General features: G+C 57.2%; 12 protein-coding genes. 2 read left to right on the top strand and 10 right to left on the bottom strand.

Translation table 11 applies throughout. From position 1 onward, the window contains the following. Positions 1-137: 137 nt before the first annotated feature. Positions 138-1958, top strand: a complete 1821-nt coding sequence (locus ITX55_RS20405; protein WP_071525924.1) for an ATP-dependent endonuclease — start codon at positions 138-140, stop codon at positions 1956-1958. Between the two features lie 258 nt (positions 1959-2216). Here ITX55_RS20405 and ITX55_RS20400 read toward each other — a convergent pair whose 3' ends face one another. Next, the gene (locus ITX55_RS20400; protein ID WP_228988426.1) at positions 2217-2900 is read right to left on the bottom strand and encodes a hypothetical protein; all 684 of its coding nucleotides are present in this window, start codon (positions 2898-2900) and stop codon (positions 2217-2219) included. Positions 2901-3297: 397 nt separating this feature from the next. Here ITX55_RS20400 and ITX55_RS20395 point away from each other — a divergent pair, with 397 nt between their 5' ends. After that, positions 3298-4302 (top strand): LacI family DNA-binding transcriptional regulator, encoded by a 1005-nt coding sequence (locus ITX55_RS20395; protein ID WP_108681481.1) that lies wholly within the window; start codon positions 3298-3300, stop codon positions 4300-4302. A 6-nt stretch (positions 4303-4308) separates the two neighbouring features. Here ITX55_RS20395 and araD read toward each other — a convergent pair whose 3' ends face one another. The 9 genes from araD to ITX55_RS20350 form a co-directional block, all read right to left on the bottom strand. Next, positions 4309-5001: an L-ribulose-5-phosphate 4-epimerase gene (gene araD / locus ITX55_RS20390; protein WP_021505898.1), complete on the bottom strand. Its 693-nt coding sequence runs from the start codon at positions 4999-5001 to the stop codon at positions 4309-4311. Further along, the gene (locus ITX55_RS20385; protein WP_099784130.1) at positions 4995-5864 is read right to left on the bottom strand and encodes an L-ribulose-5-phosphate 3-epimerase; all 870 of its coding nucleotides are present in this window, start codon (positions 5862-5864) and stop codon (positions 4995-4997) included. The genes araD and ITX55_RS20385 overlap by 7 nt, the downstream gene beginning before the upstream one ends. After that, positions 5851-7338 carry an FGGY-family carbohydrate kinase gene (locus ITX55_RS20380; RefSeq protein ID WP_042785037.1) on the bottom strand — a complete coding sequence of 496 codons (1488 nt, stop codon included), beginning with the start codon at positions 7336-7338 and terminating at the stop codon, positions 5851-5853. The genes ITX55_RS20385 and ITX55_RS20380 overlap by 14 nt, the downstream gene beginning before the upstream one ends. An 8-nt stretch (positions 7339-7346) precedes the next feature. Further along, the gene (locus tag ITX55_RS20375) at positions 7347-8336 is read right to left on the bottom strand and encodes an ABC transporter permease (protein WP_042785039.1); all 990 of its coding nucleotides are present in this window, start codon (positions 8334-8336) and stop codon (positions 7347-7349) included. Further along, positions 8333-9823, bottom strand: a complete 1491-nt coding sequence (locus ITX55_RS20370) for a sugar ABC transporter ATP-binding protein (protein WP_108681483.1) — start codon at positions 9821-9823, stop codon at positions 8333-8335. Before ITX55_RS20370 ends, ITX55_RS20375 begins: the two co-directional genes overlap by 4 nt. 54 nt (positions 9824-9877) lie before the next feature. After that, entirely contained in the window at positions 9878-10795 is a 918-nt protein-coding gene (locus ITX55_RS20365; RefSeq protein ID WP_016927010.1) for an ABC transporter substrate-binding protein, read from the bottom strand. A 134-nt stretch (positions 10796-10929) separates the two neighbouring features. Next, positions 10930-11997 (bottom strand): erythritol/L-threitol dehydrogenase, encoded by a 1068-nt coding sequence (locus tag ITX55_RS20360; protein ID WP_016927009.1) that lies wholly within the window; start codon positions 11995-11997, stop codon positions 10930-10932. Positions 11998-12351: 354 nt separating this feature from the next. Continuing rightward, positions 12352-12669, bottom strand: a complete 318-nt coding sequence (gene tmaR / locus ITX55_RS20355; RefSeq protein WP_004935612.1) for a PTS system regulator TmaR — start codon at positions 12667-12669, stop codon at positions 12352-12354. A gap of 160 nt (positions 12670-12829) precedes the next feature. Beyond that, positions 12830-13897: an FUSC family protein gene (locus ITX55_RS20350; protein WP_223085328.1), complete on the bottom strand. Its 1068-nt coding sequence runs from the start codon at positions 13895-13897 to the stop codon at positions 12830-12832. Positions 13898-13911: the final 14 nt, after the last annotated feature.

The following is a 13911-nucleotide window of genomic DNA, read 5'->3' as shown; positions in this document are numbered from 1 at the left end:
AATTCGTAGCATCTTATACAACAACTGCAGCATTTAATAAAATCGTACACACATCACACTTTTAAGCGATTCCCGAGCATCGATTCAAAGAATATGTTAATGAAATAACTCCCTTTTTATCTAAACACAGCTAAAATATGAAACTAATTCGCATTGATATTCAAAATTTTAGAGGCATATCTTCTGCTTCAATCAACCTTGAGAATTTTACAACTTTAATTGGTTCAAATAATATTGGGAAATCGACAATACTTAAAGCAATTAAAATTCTCGTTGATACGACCAACCCCACTTCTGAAGATTGGCCATTCCGTACAGCAAGTAATGATGAGATGATCATCACCGGTACGTTTTCTGATATTCAAGACTCTGAAAGATCGAAGCCCGCAATATCTAATTTAATTCATGATGGTGAATTAAAAATTCGAGTCAGGACCAAATGGGATTATGATAATGAATGTATGGGTGTTCCTTCTTATGAAGCTTATTATAATAAAGAAAGCATAGAAGATTTCACGACATCAATCGTTGCAGCAAGATCTATCCCATGGCTTTTGGATATTATTCGCGAACTTGATTGCAATAACAGCAAAGCCTACAAAGAAATGCAAAATGATGTTATTGGCATAATTAAAGAAAGACACCCTGAAAAAGTCTCATCTGATTTGTGCTGGACGTCAGATGGTATTAATTTTAAAAATAGCTTACAACAAGCATTACCACACGTTCTATACATCCCTGCGTGCTTTAAAATTGAGGATGATCTTAAATCTCAAAAAGGCACTCCGTTTGGATTTTTATTTTCAAATAGAGTATATCCTGTTTTACAGGCTGATTCATCATTCGAACAATATACATCCTCACTTGACCAGCTACATAAAAAAATGAAAGGTGAATTGGATGGCGAGCTTATCGAAGGACTTCAGGAGTTAATGGAATCAATTACTGATTCACTTAACCAAGTTATGGATTTGAAATCCAAAGTAAAATTGAGTCTCACTGATATAGATATTAATTCTGCATTGATGAAAGCAGCGACGTTAGTTATTGAAGATAAATTAGAAACTCAACTTGAGTATCAGGGAAGTGGGGTTCAAAGGGCTCTGGCATATGCACTTTTAGAATCTAATGCATTGTTCGAAGTGACTGAGTCTCAAAGGTCTACTATAATTTTATACGAAGAACCAGAGTTATACATCCATCCGCATCTAATGAGATTATTAAGAGATAAACTTAGAGATAAATCTTCAGATTCCTCTTATCAAGTTATCGTAAGTACTCACTCACCTTTTTTAATTGATATCGCTGAAAATCCATCATCCCTAAAACTCATAAAAGATAATAATGAGGGAACAAGGACGGTACATGAAATTGATGATTCAATTTTTCATGTAGGTGAAGAATATGATGAAAGGGAAATGCTTAGAGCAGCATTAGATTTTCACCCGACTGTATGTGAAGCATTTTTTGCCAAGCGAGTTGTTGTTGTCGAAGGTGACACCGAAGTTGCCATACTTAGATTTTCATCTGAGTTATGCGATAAATTAGGGATAAGTAAGAATTTAATTAAAGATACAACTATAGTCTCCGCAGGAGGAAAGTGGACGATACTAGCTATAGCAAGAATTTTATCTAAACTGAGTATACCTTTCAAAGTTGTCCATGACACCGACCGCAAAGGAATGACAGAAGAGCAAATTGCAAATATTTCTGCTATTAATGCTTTCCGAGCAAATGACAAAATTAGAGATATCGTTGGTGATGCTAATGTATTTCGTGTAAATGACACATTTGAACATCTGCTATGGGACCCTGTGATTGATGGCAATGCTCCATCTGAAGGAGGAAAACCCTTCAATGCATGGAAAAGGGTTCGCTCTTATATTGATGGTTCTATTGCTTTAAACCCAATCTGCGAGGGTAAATTACGATCTGTTCTTCAATTTATCTACGAATAATTGTCGATACAGTTATCGCATGCCGGTATTTTTACCGGCATGCACTGTAGCAATATGCTCAGTACTCGAAAGTTTTTTATCTGAGTACTTAAGCAGCATCATGAGAATGGATAGTTTTATGAACAGGGAGAGTTACCATTTTGAGTACTCCCCCTCACACCTACCCATTAGCAATGGGGGGAGCAATTCGCGTAGTATACAGGACCATGTAAAGCCAACTCTTTGAATAATATATTATTTATTACTTTCATCATTACCTCAACCGGAAGTTTTCATAGTTATTATCAATGCAAATATGCTAGCAATAGCAGCAGATAGTGAAACTAGCAGGCTCAACAAAGGTATATACAGAGCAGTAATTCTTTTAAATTTGCTCTCTTTATCTGCATATTGAATGAAATACATTTTTAGTCTCAAGATTTTTACTATTAAAACTTCTATTAACGTTGCCTTATGCAAAACACCTGTTACACGATGGAAATGAAGTAAGTTTTTGACAGCTTTCTCTAACTTTTTAGGTGTTATATCTTTTACATTGTATGAATGATGCAAAATCAATGAGTCATGTTTAGCTAGCGAGTCTTCAGAAGTAGAAGGAAATATAATCATATGGACTGCACCCGTTGCACTATAGGTAATTGATAATGCAGCCCCTTTTTGCCAATGATAATTATATCTTGTGTATTCCTTAGTAATCTCCTGACGCATATTTCCAGTCATACGGTCCCTAAAACAAAGTGTCAAACAATCAAACCCATAACCGTCAGGATTATCATCCATGTCAATTACAGATAGTTCATTGTCTTCATCTGAAAGTATATTTGCTAGCTGAATTAATTGTTCTTTAAGCTTCGGTTTAAATGTATACCAGTTAATATTAGAGATTGACCGTCTGAGTTCATCTTTTCGGAACCGATTCGAAGCATCCTTCATCCAACTCATTCACACCTCATTCTTAATAGTTATTCTGCAATCCTTTTCAGCGCAAATGAAATTATTGCTAATTAATGATCACCTTAGTCAACATGTAAGTATCCCAGCAAAAAGAACCATCAACTTTTAGAGAGTCTCTGGCACTCCAACTTCCGCTGCTGGCACAAAGCAGCCATTAACACCTAACCTCGACCATGCGATACACCTTACCAAACTCTCCTTCAACAAAATATAGCCGCATAAAATGATTCAATTCATAATTAATAAACCGACGACATTATTACATCTATTTTTATTCCATTATTTCCCCTCCCACGAACAAATCTCCCCCCAACTCCCCCCTAGCACCGCCCCCGCCCTTTCCCTACAATAAGGGGTCTGTTGAGGCATAACGCAAGGAAAGACGGTGTCGAAAGCCAATCCCAACGCCACTATCGTGGATATCGCCCGCCGCGCCAGGGTGACCAATATCACCGTTTCCCGCGCCTTCAATAAGCCCGAGCTGGTCAAGCCGGAAACCCGCGAGCGCATTCACGCCATCGCCAAAGAGCTGAACTATGTGCCCAACGCGTTCGCGCAGGGGCTGAAAAGCAGCAGCAGCCAGATTATCGGCATCGTCACCAGCAGCATGTATAACCCGTTCTATTCCGGCCTGATCAAGACCGTGTCGCGCATTGCGCGCCAGCAGGGCTACCAGATCATGCTGTTCGACACCGACGGCAGCGAAGAGGCGGAAATGCGCGCCATTCAGGCGCTGTTCGGCTACAAGGCGCGCGGCATCCTGCTTTCGGCGGTGCGCGACGACAAGCGCTATCGCCCCGCCTATCTCGAGCTGGCCGAGGTGTACGGCGTGCCGCTGATCCTGATCGACCGCGATCTCTACGATCAGCAGCTGAGCGGCGTGTTCCTCGATAACCGCGAAATCGGCGTGCTGGCCGGGCGCTATCTGGCGGAGCAGCCGGAGCAGAAGCTGCTGATTATTGGCGGCCCGGCGGATTCGGAAATTACGCTAACGCGCACCGCCGGCATCGTCGCGGCGCTGCAGGGCAGCGGCCGTGAGATTCATATCATCAACGGCGATTATGATTTCACCTCGCAAGAGAGCGAGGTGCGCGACTATCTGGCGCAGCCGGAGAACCGCCCGGATTACATCATCGGCCTGAACGGCATCATCACGCTGGGCGCCATCGCCATCTGCCACGAGATGGGGCTCTATCAGCAGGTGAAGTTCTTTTCGATAGACGAGCCGCCGCGCGCCGGCGCTTACGGCCTGCACATTCCGGGTGTGTATCACGATACGCAGAAACTGGGGGAGATCGCCGCGGAGCTGCTGTTCAGCGCCATTAACAGCCCGCGCGGCGAGTTGCCGGTGCGCAGAGAGTTCTTCACCGGCTCGCTGTTGAATCGCTGACGGGCGCTATTGCCCGTAGTAGGCGTGTTTGCCGTGCTTGCGCAGGAAATGTTTGTCCAGCAGCTCCGGCTGCATCGGGGCGATGGCCGGCGCCAGCTGGCGCGTCGCCATCGCCATGATCGCCACCTCTTCCAGCACCACCGCATTGTGCACCGCATCCGCCGCGTCCTTGCCCCAGGCGAACGGGCCGTGGGAGTAAACCAATACCCCCGGCACCTGCTGCGGATCGCGCCCCGCCTGATTGAAGGTCTCGATAATCACCTTGCCGGTTTCCCCCTCGTAATCCCCGGCGATCTCCGCCTCGCTCATCGGCCGGGTGCAGGGAATGTCGCCGTAAAAGTAGTCGGCGTGGGTGGTGCCCAGCGCCGGGATCGGCTGCCCGGCCTGCGCCCAGATGGTGGCGTTGCGGCTGTGGGTGTGCACCACGCCGCCGATATCGGCGAAGGCGCGGTACAGCGCCAGGTGGGTGGCGGTGTCGGATGAGGGCTTGCGGTGCCCTTCGCGCACCTTGCCCTCCAGATCCACCACCACCAGATCCGCCAGCGTCATCGCCTCGTAGGCGATGCCCGAAGGCTTGATCACCACCAGCCCGCTCTGGCGATCGATCGCCGAGACGTTGCCCCAGGTAAAGGTCACCAGCCCGTATGCCGGCAGGCTGAGGTTGGCGGCCAGCACCTGCCGCTTGAGTTCGTTCAGCATGCGATGCCTCCCTCATTCATCTGTTGTTCGATCCAGGCCTTGGCCTGGGCGATGCGTTGCTTATCCTGCCCGTCTTCGCGCGCCCACATCTCCAGCAGGTAGGGGCCGCGATAGCCGAGCGCGTTGAGCACGGAAAAGGCGTGGGCGAAATCCACGCAACCCTCGCCGAACGGCACGTCGCGGAACTGCCCGGCGCTGCCCGGCCCCACCGCGACGGTGTCTTTGAGGTGCACGGCGGTGATGCTGCCGATGCCCAGCGCCAGCTCAGCGGCGACGTCGTTGCCCCAGGCGCTGAGGTTGCCGAGATCGGGATACACCGTGAACCACGGGCTGTTGACGTGGCGCGCGATGTCGCGCCATTTGCTGATGCTGTTGATGAACGGCGTGTCCATCACCTCCACCGACAGCATCACCTGCGCCCTGGCGGCCTGCGCCGCCGCCCACTGCATGCCCTCGATAAAGCGTTCGCGGCTGTGGCGATCGGCGGGTTCGTAATAGACGTCGTAGCCCGCCAGCTGGATGTTGCGGATGCCGAGATCCGTCGCCAGTTCCAGCGCCTTGCTCATCAGCACCCGCGCCCGTTCGCGGGTGGCGGCGTCCGCGCTGCCAAACGGATCGCGCCGGTGCGCCGACAGGCACAGGCTCGGCACCGTCACCCCGCTGTCGAGCCGCGCCTGGATAAACGCCAGCCGCTGGCGGCGATCCCAGTCCAGCCGCTGCTGGCGCGCCGGCTGCTCGTCGATCGACATCTCCACAAATTCAAAGCCCAGCTCGGCGGCGGTGGCCAGCCGCTGCGGCCAGCTCAGATCGGCGGGCAGCGCCTTTTCATACAGCCCCAGACAGGCGGCGTTAGTCGTTTGCATCAGTCACCTCACTCAAAGCCTGAGCGACCGCCAGATAGCGCGCCTGCTGGGCGCGCAGGCGCCGATGGGCGGCGGTCGCGGGATAATAACAGCGCAATTTGGGCGGCGCGGCGGCGATCGCTTCGGCGAACCCGGCGTACTCCCCGGCGCCGACGGCGGCGCACAGGGCGGCGGCGCGGCAGCCGCTCTGGCGCGTTTCCACCACCTCAAGCGGCAGGTTGCCGGCGTCGGCGTACATCTGCATCCACACCTCGGACTGCGTCGGCCCGCCGGTCATGCGCACCCGCTCGATGCGCGGGTTCAGCTGCACCATGCGCTCCTGATGGATCAGGTGCGAGAACACGATGCCCTGGTAGATCGCCTGCACCACGTCCGCCATCTCGTGGTGGGCGCTCAGGCCGATCAGCCCGCCCGGCGTGTTGCCGCCGAGGTTGGAGCCGTACAGATAAGGCAGGAACAGCAGCCCGCTCGGCTGCTCGCGGCGCTCGGCCACCCAGGCGTTGAACTGGGCGTAGCGCTGCCGGTCGTCGGCGCAGAACTGGCGCAGGAACCAGGCCAGGTTGCCGGCCGAGGTCGGGCTGCCTTCGTGCACGAAATAGCGGCCGTCGATGCAGTAGCGCCCCCAGGCGTAGGGATAGTCGGCAGGAATGATGCGCTCGGTCACGCAGGTGGCGATCGACCAGGTGCCAGCCACCGCGCTGAGCGTGCGATCGTCGGCCACGCCGGAGCTGAGCGCCGCGCCCACCACGTCGAACAGGCCGCCGTACACCGCGGTGCCCGTTCGCAGGCCGCACTGCGCCGCCGCAGCGGCCGTCACCCGCCCGGCCAGCTGCGCCGAGCCGATCGTTGGCGCGGTCTTCTCCTGCGCCTCTTCGATGCCGAAGGCCGCCATCAGCGCCGGATCGTAAGCGCCGCTGCGCTGGTTAAACAGGTTGCTGCCGGAGATGTTGGTCACTTCGGCAGCCGCCTCGCCGGTGAGGCGAAAGCGCAGGTAGTCGTGCGCCATCAGGATGCGATCGACGGCGGCGTACTGCGCCGGTTGCCGCTGCTTCAGCCAGCGCAGCAGCAGCGCCGGGTGGCTGGGCCACAGCGGCTGCAGGCTGCGCGGGTAGGTCTGCGCGTCCACGCCGGCGCGGCGCAGCTCAGCCACTGTTGCCGCCGCGCGGTTGTCCGAAGAGAGGATGCCGTTGCCGACCGGTTTGCCGTGGCGGTCGATGGCGTACAGCCCTTTGCCGTGCGCCGAGAAGCTGACGCCGCGCACCTGCCCGGCCGCCAGCCCCGCCGCATGCAGCGTCTGGCGGATCGCCGCGCAAACGTCATCCCACAGCGCGTCCATATTGCGTTCGCTAAAGCCCGGCTGGGCGGCAATCGCCGCGCCGTCGCGCTCGGCGACTGCCAGCTCTTCGCCGCTTGCCCGGTACAGCCCGGCCTTGATCACCGTGCCGCCGACGTCTATGCCAAGAAAGACTGACATCGCGCCTCCTATTTGCGCCGCACGGAGCTGAGGTAGATGGCGGCCAGGATGATGCCGCCCTTCACCACGTTCTGGATATACGGCGATACGTTCATCAGATTGAGGCCGTTGTTGAGCACCCCGAGCATCATCGCCCCCACCAGCGTGCCGACGATGGCGCCGCGCCCGCCGGAAATCGCCGCCCCGCCCAGCACTACGGCGGCGATAGCGTCCAGCTCGAAGCCTTCGCCGGCGTTGGGCTGCCCGCTCATCAGGCGCGAGGTCAGCACCAGCCCGGCCAGCGCGGCGGTCAGGCCGCTGATCACGTACACCAGCATCTTGTAGCGCGGCACGCGGATGCCGCTCAGGCGCGCCGCCTCTTCGTTGCCGCCCATGGCATAGACGTAGCGGCCGAACGGCAGCTGGTTGAGCATCAGCCAGGCCAGCAGGTACACACCGAGCATGATCAGGATCGGCACCTGAATGCCCAGCACCGTGCCGCGGCCGAAGAACGAGAAGACGTCGGGCAGGCCGGAGATCGGGTAGCCGCCGGTATAGAGCAGCGCCAGGCCGCGGGCGATGCCCATCGACGCCAGGGTGACGATGATCGGCGGCATGCGCAGGTAGGCGATGCAGGCGCCGTTGGCCAGGCCGAACAGCGCGCCGAGCGCCAGCGCCGCCACCATCGCCAGCGGGATCGGCACCGCCGCCAGCATCAGCCCGGCGGCGACCGAACCGGCCAGCGCCATTACCGGCCCCACCGAGAGATCGATGCCGCCGGTCAGGATGGCGCAGGTCATGCCCACCGCGATGATGGCATTGATCGACACCTGGCGCGCCACGTTGGTCAGGTTGTTGACGCTGAGGAAGCTGTCGTTCAACAGGCTCATCAGCACGAACAGGACAACGAAGCCGATAAACGGCAAGACCGCCGGGTGATGCAGCAGTTTTTCCCAGCGCTTGCCGAGGCTGGGGCCGGCGGCGCGGCGCGCCACGGCGGGTTGTTCAATTCCGATCATAAGGCACTCCCGGTCGCGTGAAGCATGATGTGGTTGGATTCGATGTCGTCGCCGGTCAGTTCGGCAACGATGTGGCCGCCGCGAAACACCAGCACGCGGTCGCACACGCCGATGATCTCCGGCAGTTCGGAAGAAATCATGATGATGGAGATGCCCTGCTGGGTCAGTTGCTGCATCAGCTGGTAGATCTCGGCCTTGGCGCCCACGTCGATGCCGCGCGTCGGCTCGTCGAAGATCAGGATGTTGCAGTCATTGTTGAGCCAGCGGGCGATCACCACCTTCTGCTGGTTGCCGCCGCTCAGGGTGCTGACGGCGGTCTCGGCGTCCGGGGTTTTCACGCCCACGGCGCGGATCAGCCGCTGCACCACGTCGCGATCTTTGCGGGCGCTGACGAAGATCTTGCCGCGCCGGTGGTGCCGGTTGAGGGTGATGTTCTGCGCCACCGAAAACGGCAGCACCAGGCCCTCGGTTTTGCGGCTCTCCGGCAGCAGGCCGATGCCCTGCACCAGCGCTTGCGCCGGGGAGCGCAGCGCCGCCGGTTGGCCGCCGAGGCGGACGCGTTTCCGGTGGCAGCGGCTGGCGCCGATCAGCGCCGAGACGGTCTCGGTACGCCCGGAGCCCACCAGCCCGGCGAAGCCGAGGATCTCGCCCTTGTGCAGGTGGAAGCGGTCGGTCGCGCCGTGCTTCTCGCGCTGGATCTCCGCCTCCAGCAGAACCGTCGCGGTATCTACCGGGTGCTGCTTCACCGGGAAGGCGTTCTCGATTTTGCGCCCGACCATCAGCCGCACCAGCTCTTCCACGTTGGTGTCGCCGGTGGCCAGCGTTTCGATGTAGGCGCCGTCGCGCAGCACGGTGATGCGATCGCAGATGGTGAAGATCTCGTCCAGGTGGTGCGAGATAAACACCATGCCGACGCCCAGCAGCCGCAGATCGTTCATCACGCTGAACAGGTGTTCGGCCTCGCCCGGCGTCAGCGTGGCGGTCGGTTCATCCAGCACCAGCACCCGCGCCTCCAGCGACAGCGCCTTGGCGATCTCAACGAACTGCTGCTGCGCCACGCTCAGCTGCTCCACCGGGCAATCGAGATCGATAGTCACCGTCAGCCGCTTGAAGATCGCCTCGGCCTTGCGCCGCATCGCCCGGCGATCCAGCAGACCCCAGCGGTTCCTGATCTCCCGGTTGAGGAAGATGTTGTCGATGGCGCTCATGTAGGGAATCAACGAGAATTCCTGAAAAATAATGCCGACGCCGGCCTCGATCGCCTGGCAATAGTTGTTAAAGCGGCGCTGCTCGCCGTCGATAAAAATATCGCCCTCGTCCGGCTGATAGATGCCGCACATGATTTTCACCAGCGTCGATTTGCCGGCGCCGTTTTCGCCCAGCAGGGCGTGCACCTCGCCGCGTTGAATGGCCAGATCGATGCCGTCCAGCGCCTTCACGCCGGGAAAACTCTTTTTTATTCGCTTCAGTTCCAGTAAAGGTGTCACCGCATTGCCCTCCGCGCCGAACGCCCCGCCACAGCGGGGCGAACCTGGCCGCTGTTACCAGCTAAAGCCGGCCGCATTGCTGCGGTCGATCAGCTTCACTTTGACCGGCACGGTTTTCGGCACCGTGGCGCCCCAGTAGCGGGCCAGCGCAATGCCGAGCGCAATGCGCAGCTGGTCGCGCGGGAACTGCGCCGAAGTGGCGATAAACGGCGAATTCGGCTTGAGGATCTCTTTGATGGCTTCCGGCTGGCCATCGACGCTCACCAGCTTGACCTTGGCGCCGTTGCTTTCGATCGCCGCCAGGGCGCCGAGCGCGCCGACGTCGTTGACGCTGAAGATGCCCGCCAGATCCGGCGCCGACTGCAGCATGTTTTCGGTCACGGTCAGCGCGGTGTCCCGCTCCTGCTTGCCGTTTTGCTTGGTGACGATCTTGATGTCGGGGTATTTCTTCATCGCCGCTTCAAAGCCGCGCACGCGCTCCAGGATCGGCACCACCGGGATGCCGTCGAGGATCGCCACCTTGCCTTTGCCGCCCAGCGCTTTCGCCAGGTACTCGCCCGCCTGGAAGCCGGCGTCGTAGTTTTCCGAGCCGACGAATGAATCCAGCGGCCCTTCCGCCTGCGCGTCGATCGCCACCACTACCGCGCCGGCCTTATGGGCGGAGATCACCGCCGACTGCACCCCCACCGAATCGGTCGGGTTGATCAGCAGGATATCCACCTTCTTCTGCAGCATGTCCTCCACGTCGCCGATCTGTTTGGCGACGTCATGGCGCGCATCGGCCACGTACACCTTGGCGCCGATATCCGCCGCCGCCTGATCCAGCGCCTGTTTCATGGTGACGAAGTAGTCGTTGTTCATTTCCTGGAACGACATACCGATCGTGATTTGCTTGGCCAGCGCCACCTGGCTGGCCGCCAACATTCCACCGGCGACGATAAAAGGCAGGGTCTTTTTGAATAATGAAAACATAGCCAATTCTCCTGTAGGGAAGCTTCTTGTTGTGGTTATCAGAGCAACAGCATGTCTTTACGTTTGGCCGACCGGCCGGCCCCCATTGCGAGCGGGCCGACGGTCGTGACTGCAACAGCGGTACGGCGGGAGGGTCAGGGAACCAGGATCACCTTGATGGAGTCGGTCGAGTCCGCCAGGGCGAAGGCTTCGTCCCAGTCGTTCAATGAATAGCTGTGGGTGACCACGCCGTTGGAAGTCACCAGCCCGCGTTCGAACAGATCGATGGCGATCTCATAGCTGTAGGGCGCCAGGTGCGCGCCGCGAATGTCCAGCTCCTTGCGATCGCCGATGATGGACCAGTCGACGGTGGTTTCCTTGCCGAACACGCTGAACTCCACGAAGCGGCCCAACTTGCGGATCATCTGCAGCCCCTGGGTGACGCCGATCGGCGCGCCGGTGGCCTCGATATACACGTCGCAGCCGTAGCCGCCGGTTAGCGATTTGACGATCTGGTCGGCGTCTTCCTTCAGCGGGTTGATCACCACGTCGGCGCCGAATTCCTTCGCCAGCGCCAGTCGCTCGTCGATGGCGTCGATCACGATCAGTTTCTTTGGCGTCTTCAGGCGCGCCACCTGCACCATGCACAGCCCGAGCGGCCCGGCGCCGGCCAGCACCACCACGTCGTCCAGCTGGATGTCGCCGCGCGCCACGGTGTGGATGGCGCAGGCCATCGGTTCGATCAGTACCGCGTCTTCATGGCTCAGGCTTTCCGGGATCTTGTGCACGATGGCGTTCTCGGAAAAGCGCATGTACTCCGCCATGCCGCCCTCCGCCACGTCTTTTTGGAAACCGTAAATGTTATGCGTCTCACACATCCAGTAGCTGCCGGATTTGCAGTAGCGGCACTCCCAGCACGGCACGATCTGCTCGGCGATCACCCGCTCGCCGATCCGGTATTTGCCTTCCGCGCCCTCGCCCAGCGCGGCGATGCGGCCGTAGAACTCGTGGCCCGGCACCACCGGCGGTTTAACCCACGGGTTCTCCCCCCAAAACATCTGCGCACCGTTCTTGCATTTGCAGTCGCCGGCGCAGATGCCGCAGCCTTCCACCTTGATCACCAGCTCGCGCGCCTTCGGCAGCGGCGTAGGCACCTGTTCGAAACGATAATCCTGCGGGCCATGGCAAACGACCGCGCGCATTTTTTCCGGCAACTGGCTCATCTCTTCCTCCAATACATTCGTTAAACGCTTGAATTCTATTAATGTTGACGTTGTCATTTTTATTCAACAAAAAATGAGTAACGACACAACATGTTAAATTTCAATGAATTAATCATCACACATCCCGAAAACTCAAAATGACAACGTGAACATTGATCGACATATAACCAAAGCTGCAAAAAGAATTGTTTGAGCAAAATCACAGTTCGTTAACATTGCGGCTAAAAATGCTACAAATGCGGATCGCGATCCCATTTACAAGATCGATGAGGATCGGGAGATGATCGAAACGGCGGGAAGAAAATGATTGGCAGGAATGCGGGCCAGGCATCGCGCCCGGCCCGATAAAGCGGGTTACTTCACTTCGCCCATCGCTTTCAGCTTTTTGGACAGCTCGCGGCGCTCTTTGGACAGATCGGCATTTTTGATGATGTAGTCATCAACGCGATCTTCGTAGTCGCTGCGCATGTTGGCGATGATACCCTGAATGTCTTCAATGCTCATGCCGGGCTTGATATACTCACTCAGGTTGTCGAGCAGCAGCACGCGCTTCTGGTTATCACGAATTTTCTTTTCGTTGTCGACGATCTCGCGTTGCAGTTTGTTTTTGCGGCGGAACATACGCACAAACTCCAGCACGTCCTGGAAACTCGGCTTATTTGCATTATCCATCTTTATACCCTTGCTTTAGTAATACACAGATTCATTTGCTTACGGCCACATGGCACCAAGATACAGGTTTGTGGCGGTCCGGCACAACAGTGATTGGCTTATCTTACCCACTTTGCCCCGGCGGCCAAAACCCAAAGCGCCGCCTTCATGATCTGACCCCTTATTCGCGCCCGGCGGCGGTGCAAACCTGGAGCAAATCCCCCAGCTCTTCCAGCTGCTGCGCCAGCTCCATGCTGAGCCAAACGTAGCCGTAAATCGGCGCTTCGCCGTGTTGGCCGACGCTGACTTCCTGCATCAGCATTTTCAGCTCGCCGGCGATTTCCGCCAGCTGCCCCGCCGCTGCCTGGCGCTGCGCCTGCGGCCCTTCGCGCATCAGCACCGCCAGCGACTCCAGCGAGCTCAGCGTCAGCAGCTGGGTGCTGCGCAGCGTGCGGGCATTCAGCATGATGAAGTGCGTTTCGCGCGAGGCCCAGTAAGCATCGGCCATCAGCTCCAGCGTGCACACCAGATTGCGGCTGAGGGTTTGCACCGCTTCGAACACCGCTTTGGGGATGCGAGTTTCCTTGCTGGCGGGCACGATCAGGCTGCGCAGCTTCACCACCTGATTCAACAGATCCTTGAGCTGCGGCTCCAGCCGCGGCCGCTCGATAACGTTCGGCGAAAAATACGCGCCGTAGAGGCGGGCGGCGGTTTGCAGGCAGTCCGCCATTTGCATGCGCCACAGAATGTAGGCGCGCTGCGGGTAGATGCTGGTGAACAGCAGCGCCAACAGCGAGCCGAAGATCACGTCGCCGCTGCGCCACAGCGCGGTGTGCATGTCGCCAGCGCCCGCGCCGCACACCACCGCCAGCGTGATCCCCACCAGCAGCGCCATATACGGCCGTTTGCCTAGCGTCAGGTAACCGCAGACGAACATCACCACGCCGCACCAAACCAGCATCAGCGGCAGCGAATAGAGCTCCAGATACAGGGCGATCAGGCCGGAGGCGGCGCCGAACACCGTGCCGGCAATGCGTTGCAGCGCGCGCTGCAGCACGTTGCCCCAAAACGAGATCGGCCCCATCACCACCACCAGGGTGATCAGCGGCCAGGTGCCTTCGGGCACCGCCAGCAGGCGGATCAGCAGAAAGGTCAGGATAAACGCCAGCCCGATGCGCACGCCGTGTACGATGCGATAGTGGCGATAGGTCAGCAGTTCAAGGGAAGAGATTTTTCGATCGAGGCGCACAGTGCCTCCGATAA

This window comes from Serratia sp. EWG9, from assembly GCF_019913725.1.
Classification (GTDB): domain Bacteria; phylum Pseudomonadota; class Gammaproteobacteria; order Enterobacterales; family Enterobacteriaceae; genus Serratia; species Serratia ureilytica.
This window is presented reverse-complemented; position numbering and strand designations above follow the sequence as displayed.

Bases quoted from the DNA above. Each gene is read 5' to 3' on its own strand.
- ITX55_RS20400 (WP_228988426.1), bottom strand. From the start codon at position 2,900: ATGAGTTGGATGAAGGATGCTTCGAATCGGTTCCGAAAAGATGAACTC.
- araD (WP_021505898.1), bottom strand. From the start codon at position 5,001: ATGCTGAACGAACTCAAGCGGCAGGTGCTGGCCGCCAACCTCAGCCTG.
- ITX55_RS20405 (WP_071525924.1), top strand. From the start codon at position 138: ATGAAACTAATTCGCATTGATATTCAAAATTTTAGAGGCATATCTTCT.
- ITX55_RS20385 (WP_099784130.1), bottom strand. From the start codon at position 5,864: ATGCAAACGACTAACGCCGCCTGTCTGGGGCTGTATGAAAAGGCGCTG.
- ITX55_RS20380 (WP_042785037.1), bottom strand. From the start codon at position 7,338: ATGTCAGTCTTTCTTGGCATAGACGTCGGCGGCACGGTGATCAAGGCC.
- ITX55_RS20375 (WP_042785039.1), bottom strand. From the start codon at position 8,336: ATGATCGGAATTGAACAACCCGCCGTGGCGCGCCGCGCCGCCGGCCCC.
- ITX55_RS20360 (WP_016927009.1), bottom strand. From the start codon at position 11,997: ATGAGCCAGTTGCCGGAAAAAATGCGCGCGGTCGTTTGCCATGGCCCG.
- tmaR (WP_004935612.1), bottom strand. From the start codon at position 12,669: ATGGATAATGCAAATAAGCCGAGTTTCCAGGACGTGCTGGAGTTTGTG.
- ITX55_RS20365 (WP_016927010.1), bottom strand. From the start codon at position 10,795: ATGTTTTCATTATTCAAAAAGACCCTGCCTTTTATCGTCGCCGGTGGA.